Source organism: Acinetobacter sp. D009 (assembly GCF_038562025.1).
GTDB lineage: Bacteria > Pseudomonadota > Gammaproteobacteria > Pseudomonadales > Moraxellaceae > Acinetobacter > Acinetobacter pittii.
Genome location: NZ_CP151886.1, coordinates 794906 through 818802, shown reverse-complemented (window position 1 = coordinate 818802; position 23897 = coordinate 794906). Strand labels below are relative to the sequence as shown.

Below are 23897 nucleotides of genomic sequence, written 5' to 3'. Positions count from 1 at the left end.
GCCCGAAGGCTCTTTTTTCTATAAGTCGATTGTCAGATTAGAAAATGATTTGACCATTGTTGATCAAGTCATTCAATGTGACTGGACCAGTAAGGTTAGTCAATTGAAGCAATGGTGTTTCAGTGTAAGTACCTTCTACAAGTAATCCACCATCACGGTCTACGCTGATTGTCGCAGTTTGAGTACCAGCATCGTAGCTTACTGACACATATTGACCGATTGTTAAGTTAGTTTGAGAACCAATTAACAAGTTACTTAAGTCAATCTTATCAGCCTGATCATCCGTTGCAGTATTACCTACATGGAAGTCAGTCCATACATCTACACCACCACCTGTTGTGTTACCACCAGTTGCGTTAGTTACGCTTGCAGCAGTTAATGTGTTGTAGATCAAGGTATCAGAGCCGTTACCAAGAGCAAATGTATCATTTGCCGCAGTACTTACTGCAAGGCTATTCAACTCTTGACTCAAGTTAATCGTCAATGTAGAGGTGTATTCACTACCATCGATCACTGAAACTAACTTGTAATCAATCACATCAACTGTCGCATTTGCAGCGCTGTCTAATGGTTTGTAGAAGTAAGAACCATCATTGTATAGATACAACGTACCTTCACCTGTATTGACTCCTTGACCAGCAGCTAGTTCATAAGTACCAGTTGTTGAGTTCATTACATAGAGCTGTGTACCTTCTACGACATCGTTAGTAAGAACGTTACCAGTAATCCAGTCGGTTTGACCATCTGGTGTGTATTGGTCTAGATGAGTCGCTGTGGTTGTAATTACTGTATCTAAAGTAACTTGGCCAATAGCAACTAGAGCACTAATGTTGAATACGATTTGGTACGTACCTGCAGACAGATGTGGGACATCTGTCGAGTAGGCTGGAGCACCCAACACGCCAGCTAAAGCCGTCGCTGAACCTGAATAAACCGTATCTACCCATACACCGCCTACAAACTGCTGAATCTTATAAGCTACAGTTGGTAATGCCGATAAGCTTAATGATGCAGTGTAGTTCAACTGTATATGAACATCACTAACAGTGTTCGCACCAATTACAAATTGGCTAGAAGTGACTGTACCCGTAGTACCGTAGATCGGAGTACCAACAATTGGAACAGTACCAATCTGAGCAAATTGTAAGTCACCACTCGCCACTGAAGCGGCAGGATCTACCACTGGTTCCATACTGATTGTTGCATCATCTGTATCAGCTGTTACAGATGGTGTTGGAAGCGTAGCATCTGCCGAAGGATCTGCTGTATTCCAAGTGACATCAACATCTGGCGAACCAACTTGAACATGTAATGTAGCGGTATCAGTTCTGCCAGTCACTGGATCTGTCACTGTGTAAGTGAAGCTATCAACTTTACCTACATTCGCCATATCCGCAGTTGCCTGATAACTATAAGTACCATCTGCGTTAATAGTCAGAGTTCCGTATACCCCAATAACCGTTGCTGGAGTACCCGCTACAACTGTAGTTGTATTACCATTTTCAGCTGTAACAGCAGTTACTACTGAAGTTGTCGTAATGTAGTCCGGCACATAGTTTGTACCGTAAACCGCAGAGTTATCATCAGCAAGTACATTACCAGTTACAGGATCAACAACCAGTACAGGCGGTTGAGTGATATCACCGTGATTCAGCGTAATATCCGCAGTCACACTACCTAAAGCTGTAAGTAATGTGTTGCTTTCCATGAACAACTCATAAGTACCGGCACTTAAGTTATCAATCTTGAATTGAACTTCAGAACCAAAGATACCTAACAAATCGATCACGCCAGTATCAGAGCTATCTGCAACTACAGTACGAGTGCCATCTGGATTTAATCGTGTTAATACCACATGTAAACCGTCGACAACCGTAGCAACCGAACCAAAGTTCACTGCAATAATCGCATCAGTCAGATTACCTGGATCAACTGTAAATGTCGCTGTACCTTCTTTAGAACCGATAACGATACCACCGACACCGAGTAACCAGTTGTAGCTAATCGCGTTATCAAGTACCTCAGTCGTTACTGGATAAACCATGTCTATTTCAGCTGAAGCAACGTTATCCATTGCATCTACTGGAAGCGGACTAGTAATTACAGCTGGTTGAGATGGATCTGCATCGTTCCAAGTCATATCTACACTGTCACTATCGAGACGAACGTAAAGTGTTGCCTCAGAAGTATTACCCGTTACAGGATCAAGCAAGGTGTAGGTAAATTGATCTACCTGACCTAGGTTTGCTCCGTCTACAGTTGGGGTATAAGTGTAGTTACCGTCTTGGTCGATCACCAATGTACCGTATGTACCAGTGATTGTTGCACCAGCAACTGGATCAACCGCAATACCATTCACTTGAGAGATCACAGCACTGCTGCTTGCTGCATCAACTTCACCAGTGAGGCTCGCATCTTTGATGACATTGCCAGAGATCGGCTCAACAGAGTAACTAGCCACGATGTATGGATTGTAGACATCCATCGTACCAGTTAATGTTCCGCCTAAACCTACACCTAGCAAGCCTTCATATCCGATGAATGCGCGGTACTGACCAGCATCCAATCCTTCAAGAACTGCTGTTGGTGTTCCACCGACAAGCGTTAGATCGATGAGTGATGCTTCTGGGTTAGTACCACCAATTGATACCCATTGTCCTGTTGCTTCATCAAATTTCTGAACAACGATTGCATAATCGCTGAGTAAATCTGCTGTGATGATCGCATCGAATGTGAACGTTGCTGTACCTTCGCGGTTTGGATCAACAGTAAACTCAATTGCGTCGTTACCAAGCAATTGTAAGTCCAGACCAGCCAACGATACTGCTGCAAGGTAAGTTGAACTACCTAGAGCAACATCATCTGCAACTAGCAACGGTTCTGGGTTGATCTCTGCAGTTACAACATTATCCACTGCTTTCACAGAGCTCAATTGAATATTGAGGTTTGCTTCAGCCGTATCACCAGTTACAGGATCAGTTAATGTGTAGACAAATACATCTGTTTGACCTACACCTGCTGCACTTGCAGTAGGCGTATAAGTGTATGTACCGTCTGGATCGATTACCAACGTACCATACAACCCATTAATCACAGTATCTACCGCTGTAACAGGCTGACCATTTACCGCTGTAACTACAGTCGTAGCGGTTACAACGTCTGTTTCACCACTGGTATTGATATCAGTAATCACATTCCCATCAGCAACTTCAGTGTAATATCCACCTACTTGTGTTGTATCATAAACATCCATTGTGCCAGTTAAGGTACCCAGTAAACCGATACCTAGAAGACCGTTGTAAGTCATGAATGCACGGTATTGTCCTTCTTCTAGACCATCAAGAACCACACCAGGAGTTGAACCTAGTAAAGTAAGATCAAGAATATCAGCCTCACCACCACCATAGACCGAAGTCCATTGGCCTGTTACTGGGTCAAGTTTCTGAACTACTAGAGAGTAATCAGATAATGCATCTACTCCAATTAAAGCGCTGTAAGTAAAGGTCGCATTGCCTTCTTGACCAGCAGCTACTGTAAAGCCGATTGACTCTGATCCTAACTGCAAATCAAGTCCAGCAAGTGATACAAGTGCTAGATAAGTGTTGCTTCCTAGTGCTGCATCATCTTGTACAAGCAATGGTTGAGGAGCAAGTACAGCTGTATCAGTGTTATCGAAAGCAATGATAGAGCTTGCAAGAGTATAAGTTTGCGTATCTTGAAGTGTACTAACGTTTCCTGCGAGGTCTGTGAATGTCGCAGTAGCATCAACAGTTAAGTCTGAATCTGCTGCAAGACCACTACCAGCTACATCAACTGTCCAAGTACCTGCTACGGCATCAACTGTGGCTGTATAGTCAACACCATTTACAGTAACCACAACACCTGTTGTTACTGCATCTGTAGGGATGTTGGTCAATGTACCTGTTAAGGTCACTGATCCACCAGCTTCTGTCGCATCCAAGATGTTATCAGCAGTAACTGGGTCAATTGCTAACACAGTTGTAGTGATATCAGGTGGAGTAACATCTAGAGTTACCGTTACGTCTGCATCAGCAACATCAAGGTTACCTTGTGCATCTACAGCCTCAGCATGAATCACAATCTGACCAGTCACAGGATCTGCTGCTGTTGCGGCAAGAGTCGCTGTAATGAAGCCGTTTGCAAGGTCAGCCGCAGTCACGGTGTAGTTAGTACCGTTAACATTCACCACTGTGCCATCGATTGCATCAGGTCCCAACGCCACTTGTGCATTGAAGGTACCGTCTGTACCAAGCTCGTCTGCATTCAAGATACCGTCGCCATTTAAGTCTTCAGGAACCGTAATCGCTGTAATCAGATCTTGTGGAGTTGTATCAATTGTTAAGGTTACATCTGCATCAGCAACATCTACGTTACCTTGTGCATCTACAGCCTCAGCATGAATCACAATCTGACCAGTCACAGGATCTGCTGCTGTTGCATCCAGAGTTGCTGTGATGAAGCCGTTTGCAAGGTCAGCTGCAGTCACGGTGTAGTTAGTACCGTTAACATTCACCACTGTGCCATCGATTGCATCAGGTCCCAATGCCACTTGTGCATTGAAGGTGCCGTCTGTACCAAGTTCTGCAGCATTCAAGATACCGTCGCCATTTAAGTCTTCAGGAACCGTAATCGCTGTAATCAGATCTTGTGGGGTTGTATCAATTGTTAAGGTTACATCTGCATCAGCAACATCTACGTTACCTTGTGCATCTACAGCCTCAGCATGAATCACAATCTGACCAGTCACAGGATCTGCTGCTGTTGCATCCAGAGTTGCAGTGATGAAGCCGTTTGCAAGGTCAGCTGCAGTCACGGTGTAGTTAGTACCGTTAACATTCACCACTGTGCCATCGATTGCATCAGGTCCCAACGCCACTTGTGCATTGAAGGTGCCGTCTGTACCAAGTTCTGCAGCATTCAAGATACCGTCGCCATTTAAGTCTTCAGGAACCGTAATCGCTGTAATCAGATCTTGTGGAGTTGTATCAATTGTTAAGGTTACATCTGCATCAGCAACATCTACGTTACCTTGTGCATCTACAGCCTCAGCATGAATCACAATCTGACCAGTCACAGGATCTGCTGCTGTTGCATCCAGAGTTGCTGTGATGAAGCCGTTTGCAAGGTCAGCTGCAGTCACGGTGTAGTTAGTACCGTTCACATTCACCACTGTGCCATCGATTGCATCTGGTCCCAACGCCACTTGTGCATTGAAGGTACCGTCTGTACCAAGTTCTGCAGCATTCAAGATACCGTCGCCATTTAAGTCTTCAGGAACCGTAATCGCTGTAATCAGATCTTGTGGAGTTGTATCAATTGTTAAGGTTACATCTGCATCTGCAACATCTACGTTACCTTGTGCATCTACAGCCTCAGCATGAATCACAATCTGACCAGTCACAGGATCTGCTGCTGTTGCATCCAGAGTTGCTGTGATGAAGCCATTTGCAAGGTCAGCTGCTGTCACGGTGTAGTTAGTACCGTTCACATTCACTACTGTGCCGTCGATTGCATCTGGTCCCAACGCCACTTGTGCATTGAAGGTACCGTCTGTGCCTAGCTCGTCTGCATTCAAGATACCGTCGCCATTTAAGTCTTCAGGAATCGTGATCGCACCAATCAGGTCTGCAGGCAAGGTATCTACAGTCACGGTGACATCTGCATCTGCAACATCAAGGTTACCTTGTGCATCCACTGCTTCTGCATGGATGGTCACAGGGCCTTCGCCTGTGACAGGAATCGCTGCGGTGATGAAGCCATTCGCCAGGTCAGCTGCTGTCACGGTGTAGTTAGTACCGTTAACATTCACTACTGTGCCATCGATTGCATCTGGTCCCAACGCCACTTGTGCATTGAAGGTACCGTCTGTGCCTAGCTCGTCTGCATTCAAGATACCGTCGCCATTTAAGTCTTCAGGAATCGTGATCGCACCGATCAGGTCTGCAGGTAAGGTATCTACAGTCACGGTGATATCTGCATCTGCAACATCAAGGTTACCTTGTGCATCCACTGCTTCTGCATGGATGGTCACTGGGCCTTCGCCTGTGACAGGAATCGCTGCAGTGATGAAGCCGTTTGCAAGGTCAGCTGCTGTCACGGTGTAGTTGGTACCGTTCACATTCACTATTGTGCCATCGATTGCATCAGGTCCCAACGCCACTTGTGCATTGAAGGTACCGTCTGTACCAAGTTCTGCAGCATTCAAGATACCGTCGCCATTTAAGTCTTCAGGAATCGTGATCGCACCGATCAGGTCTGCAGGTAAGGTATCTACAGTCACGGTGACGTCTGCATCTGCAACATCAAGGTTACCTTGTGCATCCACTGCTTCTGCATGGATGGTCACAGGGCCTTCGCCTGTGACAGGAATCGCTGCAGTGATGAAGCCGTTTGCAAGGTCAGCTGCTGTCACGGTGTAGTTGGTACCGTTCACATTCACCACTGTGCCGTCAAGCGCATCAGGTCCCAACGCCACTTGTGCATTGAAGGTGCCGTCTGTGCCTAGCTCGTCTGCATTCAAGATACCGTCGCCATTCAAGTCTTCAGGAATCGTGATCGCACCGATCAGGTCTGCAGGCAAGGTGTCTACAGTCACGGTGACGTCTGCATCAGCAACATCAAGGTTACCTTGTGCATCCACTGCTTCTGCATGGATGGTCACTGGGCCTTCGCCTGTGACAGGAATCGCTGCGGTGATGAAGCCGTTTGCAAGGTCAGCCGCTGTCACGGTGTAGTTGGTACCGTTCACATTCACTATTGTGCCGTCGATTGCATCAGGTCCCAACGCCACTTGTGCATTGAAGGTACCGTCTGTGCCTAGCTCGTCTGCATTCAAGATACCGTCGCCATTTAAGTCTTCAGGAATCGTGATCGCACCAATCAGGTCTGCAGGCAAGGTATCTACAGTCACGGTGATATCTGCATCTGCAACATCAAGGTTACCTTGTGCATCCACTGCTTCTGCATGGATGGTTACAGGGCCTTCGCCTGTGACAGGAATCGCTGCTGTGATGAAGCCGTTTGCAAGGTCAGCTGCTGTCACGGTGTAGTTAGTACCGTTCACATTCACTACTGTGCCGTCGATTGCATCTGGTCCCAACGCCACTTGTGCATTGAAGGTACCGTCTGTGCCTAGCTCGTCTGCATTCAAGATACCGTCGCCATTCAAGTCTTCAGGAATCGTGATCGCACCGATCAGGTCTGCAGGCAAGGTATCTACAGTCACGGTGACGTCTGCATCTGCAACATCAAGGTTACCTTGTGCATCCACCGCTTCTGCATGGATGGTCACTGGGCCTTCGCCTGTGACAGGAATCGCTGCGGTGATGAAGCCGTTTGCAAGGTCAGCTGCTGTCACGGTGTAGTTGGTACCGTTAACATTCACTATTGTGCCGTCGATTGCATCAGGTCCCAACGCCACTTGTGCATTGAAGGTACCGTCTGTGCCTAGCTCGTCTGCATTCAAGATACCGTCGCCATTCAAGTCTTCAGGAATCGTGATCGCACCGATCAGGTCTGCAGGTAAGGTATCTACAGTCACGGTGACGTCTGCATCTGCAACATCAAGGTTACCTTGTGCATCCACTGCTTCTGCATGGATGGTCACTGGGCCTTCGCCTGTGACAGGAATCGCTGCGGTGATGAAGCCGTTTGCAAGGTCAGCTGCTGTCACGGTGTAGTTGGTACCGTTCACATTCACTACCGTGCCGTCGATTGCATCTGGTCCCAACGCCACTTGTGCATTGAAGGTGCCGTCTGTGCCTAGCTCGTCTGCATTCAAGATACCGTCGCCATTCAAGTCTTCAGGAATCGTGATCGCACCGATCAGGTCTGCAGGCAAGGTATCTACAGTCACGGTGACGTCTGCATCTGCAACATCAAGGTTACCTTGTGCATCCACTGCTTCTGCATGGATGGTCACTGGGCCTTCGCCTGTGACAGGAATCGCTGCGGTGATGAAGCCGTTTGCAAGGTCAGCCGCTGTCACGGTGTAGTTGGTACCGTTCACATTCACCACTGTGCCATCGATTGCATCAGGTCCCAACGCCACTTGTGCATTGAAGGTACCGTCTGTGCCTAGCTCGTCTGCATTCAAGATACCGTCGCCATTTAAGTCTTCAGGAATCGTGATCGCACCAATCAGGTCTGCAGGCAAGGTATCTACAGTCACGGTGATATCTGCATCTGCAACATCAAGGTTACCTTGTGCATCCACTGCTTCTGCATGGATGGTCACTGGGCCTTCGCCTGTGACAGGAATCGCTGCTGTGATGAAGCCGTTTGCAAGGTCAGCTGCTGTCACGGTGTAGTTGGTACCGTTCACATTCACTACTGTGCCGTCGATTGCATCAGGTCCCAACGCCACTTGTGCATTGAAGGTGCCGTCTGTGCCTAGCTCGTCTGCATTCAAGATACCGTCGCCATTCAAGTCTTCAGGAATCGTGATCGCACCGATCAGGTCTGCAGGCAAGGTATCTACAGTCACGGTGACGTCTGCATCAGCAACATCAAGGTTACCTTGTGCATCCACTGCTTCTGCATGGATGGTCACTGGGCCTTCGCCTGTGACAGGAATCGCTGCGGTGATGAAGCCGTTTGCAAGGTCAGCCGCTGTCACGGTGTAGTTGGTACCGTTCACATTCACCACTGTGCCATCGATTGCATCAGGTCCCAACGCCACTTGTGCATTGAAGGTACCGTCTGTGCCTAGCTCGTCTGCATTCAAGATACCGTCGCCATTTAAGTCTTCAGGAATCGTGATCGCACCAATCAGGTCTGCAGGCAAGGTATCTACAGTCACGGTGATATCTGCATCTGCAACATCAAGGTTACCTTGTGCATCCACTGCTTCTGCATGGATGGTTACAGGGCCTTCGCCTGTGACAGGAATCGCTGCTGTGATGAAGCCGTTTGCAAGGTCAGCTGCTGTCACGGTGTAGTTGGTACCGTTCACATTCACTACTGTGCCGTCGATTGCATCAGGTCCCAACGCCACTTGTGCATTGAAGGTACCGTCTGTGCCTAGCTCGTCTGCATTCAAGATACCGTCGCCATTTAAGTCTTCAGGAATCGTGATCGCACCGATCAGGTCTGCAGGTAAGGTATCTACAGTCACGGTGATATCTGCATCTGCAACATCAAGGTTACCTTGTGCATCCACCGCTTCTGCATGGATGGTTACAGGGCCTTCGCCTGTTACAGGAATCGCTGCGGTGATGAAGCCGTTTGCAAGGTCAGCTGCTGTCACGGTGTAGTTGGTACCGTTCACATTCACTATTGTGCCATCGATTGCATCAGGTCCCAACGCCACTTGTGCATTGAAGGTGCCGTCTGTGCCTAGCTCGTCTGCATTCAAGATACCGTCGCCATTTAAGTCTTCAGGAATCGTGATCGCACCGATCAGGTCTGCAGGCAAGGTATCTACAGTCACGGTGACGTCTGCATCTGCAACATCAAGGTTACCTTGTGCATCCACTGCTTCTGCATGGATGGTCACAGGGCCTTCGCCTGTGACAGGAATCGCTGCAGTGATGAAGCCGTTTGCAAGGTCAGCTGCTGTCACGGTGTAGTTGGTACCGTTCACATTCACCACTGTGCCGTCAAGCGCATCAGGTCCCAACGCCACTTGTGCATTGAAGGTGCCGTCTGTGCCTAGCTCGTCTGCATTCAAGATACCGTCGCCATTTAAGTCTTCAGGAATCGTGATCGCACCGATCAGGTCTGCAGGCAAGGTATCTACAGTCACGGTGATATCTGCATCTGCAACATCAAGGTTACCTTGTGCATCCACTGCTTCTGCATGGATGGTCACAGGGCCTTCGCCTGTGACAGGAATCGCTGCTGTGATGAAGCCGTTTGCAAGGTCAGCTGCTGTCACGGTGTAGTTGGTACCGTTCACATTCACTACTGTGCCGTCGATTGCATCTGGTCCCAACGCCACTTGTGCATTGAAGGTACCGTCTGTGCCTAGCTCGTCTGCATTCAAGATACCGTCGCCATTTAAGTCTTCAGGAATCGTGATCGCACCAATCAGGTCTGCAGGCAAGGTATCTACAGTCACGGTGATATCTGCATCTGCAACATCAAGGTTACCTTGTGCATCCACTGCTTCTGCATGGATGGTCACAGGGCCTTCGCCTGTGACAGGAATCGCTGCGGTGATGAAGCCATTCGCCAGGTCAGCTGCTGTCACGGTGTAGTTGGTACCGTTAACATTCACTACTGTGCCATCGATTGCATCTGGTCCCAACGCCACTTGTGCATTGAAGGTACCGTCTGTGCCTAGCTCGTCTGCATTCAAGATACCGTCGCCATTTAAGTCTTCAGGAATCGTGATCGCACCGATCAGGTCTGCAGGTAAGGTATCTACAGTCACGGTGATATCTGCATCTGCAACATCAAGGTTACCTTGTGCATCCACTGCTTCTGCATGGATGGTCACAGGGCCTTCGCCTGTGACAGGAATCGCTGCAGTGATGAAGCCGTTTGCAAGGTCAGCTGCTGTCACGGTGTAGTTGGTACCGTTCACATTCACTATTGTGCCGTCGATTGCATCAGGTCCCAACGCCACTTGTGCATTGAAGGTGCCGTCTGTGCCTAGCTCGTCTGCATTCAAGATACCGTCGCCATTTAAGTCTTCAGGAATCGTGATCGCACCGATCAGGTCTGCAGGCAAGGTATCTACAGTCACGGTGACGTCTGCATCTGCAACATCAAGGTTACCTTGTGCATCCACTGCTTCTGCATGGATGGTCACAGGGCCTTCGCCTGTGACAGGAATCGCTGCAGTGATGAAGCCGTTTGCAAGGTCAGCTGCTGTCACGGTGTAGTTGGTACCGTTCACATTCACCACTGTGCCGTCAAGCGCATCAGGTCCCAACGCCACTTGTGCATTGAAGGTGCCGTCTGTGCCTAGCTCGTCTGCATTCAAGATACCGTCGCCATTCAAGTCTTCAGGAATCGTGATCGCACCGATCAGGTCTGCAGGTAAGGTATCTACAGTCACGGTGACGTCTGCATCAGCAACATCAAGGTTACCTTGTGCATCCACTGCTTCTGCATGGATGGTCACTGGGCCTTCGCCTGTGACAGGAATCGCTGCGGTGATGAAGCCGTTTGCAAGGTCAGCCGCTGTCACGGTGTAGTTGGTACCGTTCACATTCACTATTGTGCCGTCGATTGCATCAGGTCCCAACGCCACTTGTGCATTGAAGGTACCGTCTGTGCCTAGCTCGTCTGCATTCAAGATACCGTCGCCATTTAAGTCTTCAGGAATCGTGATCGCACCAATCAGGTCTGCAGGCAAGGTATCTACAGTCACGGTGATATCTGCATCTGCAACATCAAGGTTACCTTGTGCATCCACTGCTTCTGCATGGATGGTTACAGGGCCTTCGCCTGTGACAGGAATCGCTGCTGTGATGAAGCCGTTTGCAAGGTCAGCTGCTGTCACGGTGTAGTTGGTACCGTTCACATTCACTACTGTGCCGTCGATTGCATCAGGTCCCAACGCCACTTGTGCATTGAAGGTACCGTCTGTGCCTAGCTCGTCTGCATTCAAGATACCGTCGCCATTCAAGTCTTCAGGAATCGTGATCGCACCGATCAGGTCTGCAGGCAAGGTATCTACAGTCACGGTGACGTCTGCATCTGCAACATCAAGGTTACCTTGTGCATCCACCGCTTCTGCATGGATGGTCACAGGGCCTTCGCCTGTGACAGGAATCGCTGCGGTGATGAAGCCGTTTGCAAGGTCAGCTGCTGTCACGGTGTAGTTGGTACCGTTCACATTCACCACTGTGCCGTCAAGCGCATCAGGTCCCAACGCCACTTGTGCATTGAAGGTACCGTCTGTGCCTAGCTCGTCTGCATTCAAGATACCGTCGCCATTTAAGTCTTCAGGAATCGTGATCGCACCGATCAGGTCTGCAGGCAAGGTGTCTACAGTCACGGTGACGTCTGCATCTGCAACATCAAGGTTACCTTGTGCATCCACTGCTTCTGCATGGATGGTCACAGGGCCTTCGCCTGTTACAGGAATCGCTGCAGTGATGAAGCCGTTTGCAAGGTCAGCTGCTGTCACGGTGTAGTTGGTACCGTTCACATTCACCACTGTGCCGTCAAGCGCATCAGGTCCCAACGCCACTTGTGCATTGAAGGTACCGTCTGTGCCTAGCTCGTCTGCATTCAAGATACCGTCGCCATTTAAGTCTTCAGGAATCGTGATCGCACCGATCAGGTCTGCAGGCAAGGTGTCTACAGTCACGATGACGTCTGCATCAGCAACATCAAGGTTACCTTGTGCATCCACTGCTTCTGCATGGATGGTCACTGGGCCTTCGCCTGTGACAGGAATCGCTGCGGTGATGAAGCCGTTTGCAAGGTCAGCTGCTGTCACGGTGTAGTTGGTACCGTTCACATTCACTACTGTGCCATCGATTGCATCTGGTCCCAACGCCACTTGTGCATTGAAGGTACCGTCTGTGCCTAGCTCGTCTGCATTCAAGATACCGTCGCCATTCAAGTCTTCAGGAATCGTGATCGCACCGATCAGGTCTGCAGGCAAGGTGTCTACAGTCACGGTGACGTCTGCATCTGCAACATCAAGGTTACCTTGTGCATCCACTGCTTCTGCATGGATGGTCACAGGGCCTTCGCCTGTTACAGGAATCGCTGCAGTGATGAAGCCGTTTGCAAGGTCAGCTGCTGTCACGGTGTAGTTGGTACCGTTAACATTCACCACTGTGCCATCGATTGCATCTGGTCCCAACGCCACTTGTGCATTGAAGGTACCGTCTGTGCCTAGCTCGTCTGCATTCAAGATACCGTCGCCATTCAAGTCTTCAGGAATCGTGATCGCACCGATCAGGTCTGCAGGCAAGGTGTCTACAGTCACGGTGACGTCTGCATCTGCAACATCAAGGTTACCTTGTGCATCCACTGCTTCTGCATGGATGGTCACAGGGCCTTCGCCTGTTACAGGAATCGCTGCAGTGATGAAGCCGTTTGCAAGGTCAGCTGCTGTCACGGTGTAGTTGGTACCGTTAACATTCACCACTGTGCCATCGATTGCATCAGGTCCCAACGCCACTTGTGCATTGAAGGTACCGTCTGTGCCTAGCTCGTCTGCATTCAAGATACCGTCGCCATTTAAGTCTTCAGGAATCGTGATCGCACCGATCAGGTCTGCAGGTACTGTATCAATAGTAAGCGTAGCTGTATCTGTAGCAGTATTTCCAGCTGGATCAGTTGCAGTTACAGTTACAGTATGAGGACCATCTATTAATGCAGGCAAAGTATTGTCTGCAAGAGTCCAAGTACCATCACCGTTATTCACTGCTGGATAGTCAACGCCATCCACATTCACAACTACTGTTGCTGTTGGGTCATTAATCACCCCTGTTAAAGCAGGAGTCGTGTCATTAGTAGTTAAGTCATCTAAAGATACAACTGGAACGCTAGTATCAATCGTCACCACTGCTGTATCTGTACCCGCATTGCCTGCAGGGTCTGTTGCAGTCACGGTAATGGTGTGTGGACCATCAGTTAACGCAGGCAGTGTATTGTCTGCAAGCGTCCAGGTGCCGTCACCATTGTTCACTGCCGGATAGTCAACACCATCCACATTGACAACCACAGTGGCTGTTGGATCGTTCACTGTACCAGTGAGTGCTGGTGTACTGTCATTCGTCAACACATCATCAAGTGCAACCACCGGCGGTGTGATGTCGGCAGAGACTGTGCCTGTACCTGGCAATGAAGTATTGCCTGCAGGGTCAGTCGCTGTTGCTGTAACCGTATCGCCATCCACCAGATTGCCCGGGTTTGGTAACTGCCATCTGTGCCTGCCACGACTGTTGCAGTGGTGCCATCAGGATATGTCACAGTCACTGTAGAACCAGGTTCTGCTGTACCGCTCACTGGGTCAGTTGCATTGATTGGATCAAGTACAGGTGCATTTGGTGCGGTGGTATCAATCGTCACCACTGCTGTATCTGTACCTGCATTGCCTGCTGCATCTGTTGCAGTCACGGTAATGGTGTGTGGACCATCAGTTAACGCAGGAAGTGTATTGTCTGCAAGCGTCCAGGTGCCGTCACCATTGTTCACTGCCGGATAGTCAACACCATCCACGTTCACAACCACTGTTGCTGTCGGATCGTTCACTGTACCAGTGAGTGCTGGTGTGCTGTCATTCGTCAACACATCATCAAGTACAACCACCGGCGGTGTAATGTCTGCAGAGACTGTGCCTGTACCTGGCAATGAAGTATTGCCTGCAGGGTCAGTGGCTGTTGCAGTCACTGTATCGCCATCCACCAGGTTACCTGGGTTTGGTACTGACCAGCTGCCATCTGTGCCTGCCACGACTGTTGCAGTGGTGCCGTCAGGGAAGCTCACAGTCACTGTAGAACCAGCTTCTGCTGTACCGCTCACTGGGTCTGTTGCATTGATTGGATCAAGTACCGGTGCATTTGGTGCTGTGGTATCAATGGTCACCACTGCTGTATCTGTACCTGCATTGCCTGCTGCATCTGTTGCAGTCACGGTAATGGTGTGTGGACCATCAGTTAACGCAGGAAGTGTATTGTCTGCAAGCGTCCAGGTGCCGTCACCATTGTTCACTGCCGGATAGTCAACACCATCCACGTTCACAACCACAGTGGCTGTCGGATCGTTCACTGTACCAGTGAGTGCTGGTGTGCTGTCATTCGTCAACACATCATCAAGTACAACCACCGGCGGTGTAATGTCTGCAGAGACTGTGCCTGTACCTGGCAATGAAGTATTGCCTGCAGGGTCAGTGGCTGTTGCAGTCACTGTATCGCCATCCACCAGGTTACCTGGGTTTGGTACTGACCAGCTGCCATCTGTGCCTGCCACGACTGTTGCAGTGGTGCCGTCAGGGAAGCTCACAGTCACTGTAGAACCAGCTTCTGCTGTACCGCTCACCGGGTCTGTTGCATTGATTGGATCAAGTACCGGTGCATTTGGTGCTGTGGTATCAATGGTCACCACTGCTGTATCTGTACCTGCATTGCCTGCTGCATCTGTTGCAGTCACGGTAATGGTGTGTGGACCATCAGTTAACGCAGGAAGTGTATTGTCTGCAAGCGTCCAGGTGCCGTCACCATTGTTCACTGCCGGATAGTCAACACCATCCACGTTCACAACCACAGTGGCTGTCGGATCGTTCACTGTACCAGTGAGTGCTGGTGTGCTGTCATTCGTCAACACATCATCAAGTACAACCACCGGCGGTGTAATGTCTGCAGAGACTGTGCCTGTACCTGGCAATGAAGTATTGCCTGCAGGGTCAGTGGCTGTTGCAGTCACTGTATCGCCATCCACCAGGTTACCTGGGTTTGGTACTGACCAGCTGCCATCTGTGCCTGCCACGACTGTTGCAGTGGTGCCGTCAGGGAAGCTCACAGTCACTGTAGAACCAGCTTCTGCTGTACCGCTCACTGGGTCTGTTGCATTGATTGGATCAAGTACCGGTGCATTTGGTGCTGTGGTATCAATGGTCACCACTGCTGTATCTGTACCTGCATTGCCTGCTGCATCTGTTGCAGTCACGGTAATGGTGTGTGGGCCATCAGTTAACGCAGGAAGTGTATTGTCTGCAAGCGTCCAGGTGCCGTCACCATTGTTCACTGCCGGATAGTCAACACCATCCACGTTCACAACCACAGTGGCTGTCGGATCGTTCACTGTACCAGTGAGTGCTGGTGTGCTGTCATTCGTCAACACATCATCAAGTACAACCACCGGCGGTGTAATGTCTGCAGAGACTGTGCCTGTACCTGGCAATGAAGTATTGCCTGCAGGGTCAGTGGCTGTTGCAGTCACTGTATCGCCATCCACCAGGTTACCTGGGTTTGGTACTGACCCAGCTGCCATCTGTGCCTGCCACGACTGTTGCAGTGGTGCCGTCAGGGAAGCTCACAGTCACTGTAGAACCCGACTTCTGCTGTACCGCTCACTGGGTCTGTTGCATTGATTGGATCAAGTACCGGTGCATTTGGTGCTGTGGTATCAATGGTCACCACTGCTGTATCTGTACCTGCATTGCCTGCTGCATCTGTTGCAGTCACGGTAATGGTGTGTGGGCCATCAGTTAACGCAGGAAGTGTATTGTCTGCAAGCGTCCAGGTGCCGTCACCATTGTTCACTGCCGGATAGTCAACACCATCCACATTCACCACCACAGTGGCTGTCGGATCGTTCACTGTACCAGTGAGTGCTGGTGTGCTGTCATTCGTCAACACATCATCAAGTACAACCACCGGCGGTGTAATGTCTGCAGAGACTGTGCCTGTACCTGGCAATGAAGTATTGCCTGCAGGGTCAGTGGCTGTTGCAGTCACTGTATCGCCATCCACCAGGTTACCTGGGTTTGGTACTGACCAGCTGCCATCTGTGCCTGCCACGACTGTTGCAGTGGTGCCGTCAGGGAAGCTCACAGTCACTGTAGAACCAGCTTCTGCTGTACCGCTCACTGGGTCTGTTGCATTGATTGGATCAAGTACCGGTGCATTTGGTGCTGTGGTATCAATGGTCACCACTGCTGTATCTGTACCTGCATTGCCTGCTGCATCTGTTGCAGTCACGGTAATGGTGTGTGGGCCATCAGTTAACGCAGGAAGTGTATTGTCTGCAAGCGTCCAGGTGCCGTCACCATTGTTCACTGCCGGATAGTCAACACCATCCACATTGACAACCACAGTGGCTGTCGGATCGTTCACTGTACCAGTGAGTGCTGGTGTGCTGTCATTCGTCAACACATCATCAAGTACAACCACCGGCGGTGTAATGTCTGCAGAGACTGTGCCTGTACCTGGCAATGAAGTATTGCCTGCAGGGTCAGTGGCTGTTGCAGTCACTGTATCGCCATCCACCAGGTTACCTGGGTTTGGTACTGACCAGCTGCCATCTGTGCCTGCCACGACTGTTGCAGTGGTGCCGTCAGGGAAGCTCACAGTCACTGTAGAACCAGCTTCTGCTGTACCGCTCACTGGGTCTGTTGCATTGATTGGATCAAGTACCGGTGCATTTGGTGCTGTGGTATCAATGGTCACCACTGCTGTATCTGTACCTGCATTGCCTGCTGCATCTGTTGCAGTCACGGTAATGGTGTGTGGGCCATCAGTTAACGCAGGAAGTGTATTGTCTGCAAGCGTCCAGGTGCCGTCACCATTGTTCACTGCCGGATAGTCAACACCATCCACATTCACCACCACAGTGGCTGTCGGATCGTTCACTGTACCAGTGAGTGCTGGTGTGCTGTCATTCGTCAACACATCATCAAGTACAACCACCGGCGGTGTAATGTCTGCAGAGACTGTGCCTGTACCTGGCAATGAAGTATTGCCTGCAGGGTCAGTGGCTGTTGCAGTCACTGTATCGCCATCCACCAGGTTACCTGGGTTTGGTACTGACCAGCTGCCATCTGTGCCTGCCACGACTGTTGCAGTGGTGCCGTCAGGGAAGCTCACAGTCACTGTAGAACCAGCTTCTGCTGTACCGCTCACTGGGTCTGTTGCATTGATTGGATCAAGTACCGGTGCATTTGGTGCTGTGGTATCAATGGTCACCACTGCTGTATCTGTACCTGCATTGCCTGCTGCATCTGTTGCAGTCACGGTAATGGTGTGTGGACCATCAGTTAACGCAGGAAGTGTATTGTCTGCAAGCGTCCAGGTGCCGTCACCATTGTTCACTGCCGGATAGTCAACACCATCCACGTTCACAACCACTGTTGCTGTCGGATCGTTCACTGTACCAGTGAGTGCTGGTGTGCTGTCATTCGTCAACACATCATCAAGTACAACCACCGGCGGTGTAATGTCTGCAGAGACTGTGCCTGTACCTGGCAATGAAGTATTGCCTGCAGGGTCAGTGGCTGTTGCAGTCACTGTATCGCCATCCACCAGGTTACCTGGGTTTGGTACTGACCAGCTGCCATCTGTGCCTGCCACGACTGTTGCAGTGGTGCCGTCAGGGAAGCTCACAGTCACTGTAGAACCAGCTTCTGCTGTACCGCTCACCGGGTCAGTCGCATTGATTGGATCAAGTACAGGTGCATTTGGTGCGGTGGTATCAATCGTCACCACTGCTGTATCGGTACCTGCATTGCCTGCTGCATCTGTTGCAGTCACGGTAATGGTGTGTGGACCATCAGTTAACGCAGGAAGTGTATTGTCTGCAAGCGTCCAGGTGCCGTCACCATTGTTTACTGCCGGATAGTCAGTACCATCTACATTCACCACCACGGTTGCAGTCGGATCGTTCACTGTACCGGTTAACTCAGGTGTACTGTCATTGGTCAATACATCGTTAAGCGCTACTGTCGGCGCAACCGCATCAACCACAGCTGTTGCTGGACCTGATGTATTGCCAGCAGGATCTTCTGTTACTGCTGTTACCGTATCACCATCATTTAAGCCTGGGTTTGGCACAGTCCAAGTACCATCCGTTCCTGCTACAACACTTGCTGTACTACCGTCCGGATAAGTTACTGTTACTGTTGAACCAGGTTCTGCTGTACCTGTAATTGGGTCTGTCCCGTTAACCGGGTCAATCACTGGTGCTGTAGGAGCTGCTGTATCAACTGTCACAACACCTGTATCTGTACCTACGTTACCTGCTGCATCTGTTGCAGTCACGGTAATGGTGTGTGGACCATCAATTAACGCAGGAAGTGTATTGTCTGCAAGCGTCCAGGTGCCGTCACCATTGTTTACTGCCGGATAGTCAGTACCATCCACATTTACCACCACAGTGGCTGTCGGATCGTTCACTGTACCAGTGAGTGCTGGTGTGCTGTCGCTCGTCAACACATCATCAAGTACAACCACCGGCGGTGTGATGTCTGCAGAGACTGTGCCTGTACCTGGCAATGAGATATTGCCTGCAGGGTCAGTGGCTGTTGCAGTCACGGTATCGCCATCCACCAGGTTACCCGGGTTTGGTACTGACCAGCTGCCATCTGTGCCTGCCACGACTGTTGCAGTGGTACCGTCAGGGAAGCTCACAGTCACTGTAGAACCAGCTTCTGCTGTACCGCTCACCGGGTCAGTTGCATTGATTGGATCAAGTACAGGTGCATTTGGTGCGGTGGTATCAATCGTCACCACTGCTGTATCGGTACCTGCATTGCCTGCTGCATCTGTTGCAGTCACGGTAATGGTGTGTGGACCATCAGTTAACGCAGGAAGTGTATTGTCTGCAAGCGTCCAGGTGCCGTCACCGTTGTTCACTGCCGGATAGTCAACACCATCCACATTGACAACCACAGTGGCTGTCGGATCGTTCACTGTACCAGTGAGTGCTGGTGTGCTGTCGTTCGTCAACACATCATCAAGTACAACCACCGGCGGTGTGATGTCTGCAGAGACTGTGCCTGTACCTGGCAATGAAGTATTGCCTGCAGGGTCAGTCGCTGTTGCAGTCACTGTATCGCCATCCACCAGATTGCCCGGGTTTGGTACTGACCATGTTCCGTCTGTGCCTGCCACGACTGTTGCAGTGGTACCGTCAGGGAAGCTCACAGTCACTGTAGAACCAGCTTCTGCTGTACCGCTCACCGGGTCAGTTGCATTGATTGGATCAAGTACAGGTGCATTTGGTGCGGTGGTATCAATCGTCACCACTGCTGTATCTGTACCTGCATTGCCTCCTGCATCTGTTGCAGTCACGGTAATGGTGTGTGGACCATCAGTTAACGCAGGAAGTGTATTGTCTGCAAGCGTCCAGGTGCCGTCACCATTGTTCACTGCCGGATAGTCAACACCATCCACATTGACAACCACAGTGGCTGTCGGATCGTTCACTGTACCAGTGAGTGCTGGTGTGCTGTCGTTCGTCAACACATCATCAAGTACAACCACCGGCGGTGTGATGTCTGCAGAGACTGTGCCTGTACCTGGCAATGAAGTATTGCCTGCAGGGTCAGTCGCTGTTGCTGTAACCGTATCGCCATCCACCAGATTGCCCGGGTTTGGTACTGACCAGCTGCCATCTGTGCCTGCCACGACTGTTGCAGTGGTGCCATCAGGATATGTCACAGTCACTGTAGAACCAGGTTCTGCTGTACCGCTCACTGGGTCAGTTGCATTGATTGGATCAAGTACAGGTGCATTTGGTGCGGTGGTATCAATCGTCACCACTGCTGTATCGGTACCTGCATTGCCTGCTGCATCTGTTGCAGTCACGGTAATGGTGTGTGGACCATCAGTTAACGCAGGAAGTGTATTGTCTGCAAGCGTCCAGGTGCCGTCACCATTGTTCACTGCTGGATAGTCAACACCATCCACGTTCACAACCACTGTTGCTGTCGGATCGTTCACTGTACCAGTGAGTGCTGGTGTGCTGTCATTCGTCAACACATCATCAAGTGCAACCACCGGCGGTGTGATGTCGGCAGAGACTGTGCCTGTACCTGGCAATGAAGTATTGCCTGCAGGGTCAGTCGCTGTTGCTGTAACCGTATCGCCATCCACCAGATTGCCCGGGTTTGGTACTGACCAGCTGCCATCTGTGCCTGCCACGACTGTTGCAGTGGTGCCGTCAGGGAAGCTCACAGTCACTGTAGAACCAGCTTCTGCTGTACCGCTCACTGGGTCTGTTGCATTGATTGGATCAAGTACCGGTGCATTTGGTGCTGTGGTATCAATGGTCACCACTGCTGTATCTGTACCTGCATTGCCTGCTGCATCTGTTGCAGTCACGGTAATGGTGTGTGGACCATCAGTTAACGCAGGAAGTGTATTGTCTGCAAGCGTCCAGGTGCCGTCACCATTGTTCACTGCCGGATAGTCAACACCATCCACGTTCACAACCACAGTGGCTGTCGGATCGTTCACTGTACCAGTGAGTGCTGGTGTGCTGTCATTCGTCAACACATCATCAAGTACAACCACCGGCGGTGTAATGTCTGCAGAGACTGTGCCTGTACCTGGCAATGAAGTATTGCCTGCAGGGTCAGTGGCTGTTGCAGTCACTGTATCGCCATCCACCAGGTTACCTGGGTTTGGTACTGACCAGCTGCCATCTGTGCCTGCCACGACTGTTGCAGTGGTGCCGTCAGGGAAGCTCACAGTCACTGTAGAACCAGCTTCTGCTGTACCGCTCACTGGGTCTGTTGCATTGATTGGATCAAGTACAGGTGCTGTAGGAGCTGCTGTATCAACTGTCACAACACCTGTATCTGTACCTACGTTACCTGCTGCATCTGTTGCAGTCACGGTAATGGTGTGCGGACCATCAGTTAACGCAGGAAGTGTATTGTCTGCAAGCGTCCAGGTGCCGTCACCATTGTTTACTGCCGGATAGTCAGTACCATCTACATTCACCACCACGGTTGCAGTCGGATCGTTCACTGTACCGGTTAACTCAGGTGTACTGTCATTGGTCAATACATCGTTAAGCGCTACTGTCGGCGCAACCGCATCAACCACAGCTGTTGCTGGACCTGATGTATTGCCAGCAGGATCTTCTGTTACTGCTGTTACCGTATCACCATCATTTAAGCCTGGGTTTGGCACAGTCCAAGTACCATCCGTTCCTGCTACAACACTTGCTGTACTACCGTCCGGATAAGTTACTGTTACTGTTGAACCAGGTTCTGCTGTACCTGTAATTGGGTCTGTCCCGTTAACCGGGTCAATCACTGGCGCTGAAGGAGCTGCTGTATCAACTGTCACAACACCTGTATCTGTACCTACGTTACCTGCTGCATCTGTTGCAGTCACGGTAATGGTGTGTGGACCATCAGTTAACGCAGGAAGTGTATTGTCTGCAAGCGTCCAGGTGCCGTCACCATTGTTCACTGCTGGATAGTCAACACCATCCACATTGACAACCACTGTGGCTGTCGGATCGTTCACTGTACCGGTTAACGCAGGTGTACTGTCATTCGTTAATAAATCAGTTATAACAACTGCTGGTGCAACTGCATCAACAGTAGCTGTACCTGGCAAAGATGGGTTACCTGCTGGATCTGTAGCAATTGCCTCAACTTCATCACCATCATTAAGACCAGGGTTTGGTACTGACCAGCTGCCATCAGGTCCTGCCACGACTGTTGCTGTGTCACCATTAGGATAGGTTACTGTTACGGTTGAACCAGGTTCTGCAGTACCTGTAATCGGGTCTGTCCCGTTAACCGGGTCAATCACTGGCGCTGAAGGAGCAGCTGTATCCAGTGTATAAGTTTGTGTATCGTTAACTGTGCTGCTATTACCTGCTGCATCAGTGAAGGTTACTTTAGCATCAATCGTTTTATCAGCATCAGCAACCAAACCGCTACCTGGTACACTTACTGTCCATGTACCTGCTGCACTGTCTACAGTTGCAGTATAAGTTACCCCATTAATAACAACTGTAACGGCTGTAGTAGCCGCATCTGAAGGAACGTTTTTCAGAACACCAGTAATCGTGACATTGCCAGCCGCTTCTGATGCATTAACCACATTATCAGCTGTTACCGAATCAACAGCAAAGTTAACACCATCCGTATTTGGACCAACTGCATCAACAATAGCTGTTCCTGGTCCTGATGTATTGCCAGCAGGGTCTGTTGCTACAGCTGTAACTTCATCACCATTATTCAAACCTGGGTTTGGTACTGACCAGCTGCCATCTGTGCCTGCCACTACTGTTGCAGTGGTGCCATCAGGATAAGTCACAGTCACTGTAGAACCAGCTTCTGCTGTACCTGTGATCGGGTCTGTCCCGTTAACTGGGTCAATCACTGGTGCATTCGGTGCAGTCGTATCAACTGTATAAGTTTGTGTATCTTTAACAGTACTGCTATTACCTGCCGCATCTGTAAACGTTACAGTAGCATCAATGGTTTTATCTGCATCAGCTGTTAAACCACTACCCGGTACACTTACTGTCCATGTACCCGCTGTTTTGTCTACAGTTGCAGTATAAGTTACACCATTAATAACAACTGTAACGGCCGTATTGGCCGCATCTGCCGGAATGTTTTTCAGAACACCAGTAATCGTGACATTACCTGCTGCTTCTGATGCATTAATTACGTTATCTGAAGTAACAGGATCAACAGAGAAAGTGACTCCATCTGTATTTGGTGGAGTGGTGTCAGCAGGTGTTGAGTCATCATCATTATCACTATTCGATGCTGCAGCGATAATACCGCCAGCAACTAAAGGAATAGCTGCCCACAACCATGGGTTTACACCTGCATCGTGATAAAGTAATGGTTCAATTGAAGAAATAGGCTGGTAAATAACGTCAGATACCAACTCTTGTGGTGCTTCTGCCGGTAAAGCAGCAGGTAAATCCTCAGCTACCAGAGCTTGTGGTTCAACATCACTGTCTGCGTCAGCGTCCGCATCGGCATCGGCGTCCGCATCATTTTCAGCATCTTTGAATTTTGCCCAAATCAACTGTCCATTTTCATCTTGAAAAACAAGACTGTTATCTTTAGGCTCAGCTGTTCCACTAAAGAAGCCTTCAATAACAATAGTCTCACCATTTTTCAGGCGAATGACTGCATTGGTACCCTCCCTATTCACTACCAATACATCACTGGCAGCCACTTTTACCAATACGACCGACGCTTCCGAAAGCTTTGCAGAAGTTCCCTTGATTGTTGACAAGGTATCGTGACTATCCTTGGCAATAATTTGTATTTCAGGCATATCTGTATTCCTTTTATATTATTGATTTAAATGATTTTATGTATAATTCTTTTTACTTAATCTTTCTAAGTTTTTGACCTACAACTTAAAAACATTAAGTAATGTGATCATTTTTACATTAAACACTTTAAAATAAAAAAAACAAATACTAAAGTACCTAAAGAAAAAATTTTAATTAATAGAAATTATATATAAGTCTTA

General features: G+C 49.7%; 1 pseudogene. It reads right to left on the bottom strand.

Annotated elements, in window-relative coordinates:
- Positions 1-37: 37 nt before the first annotated feature.
- Positions 38-23696: pseudogene (locus tag AAC388_RS03885) on the bottom strand (BapA/Bap/LapF family large adhesin).
- Between the last annotated feature and the right edge of the window lie 201 nt (positions 23697-23897).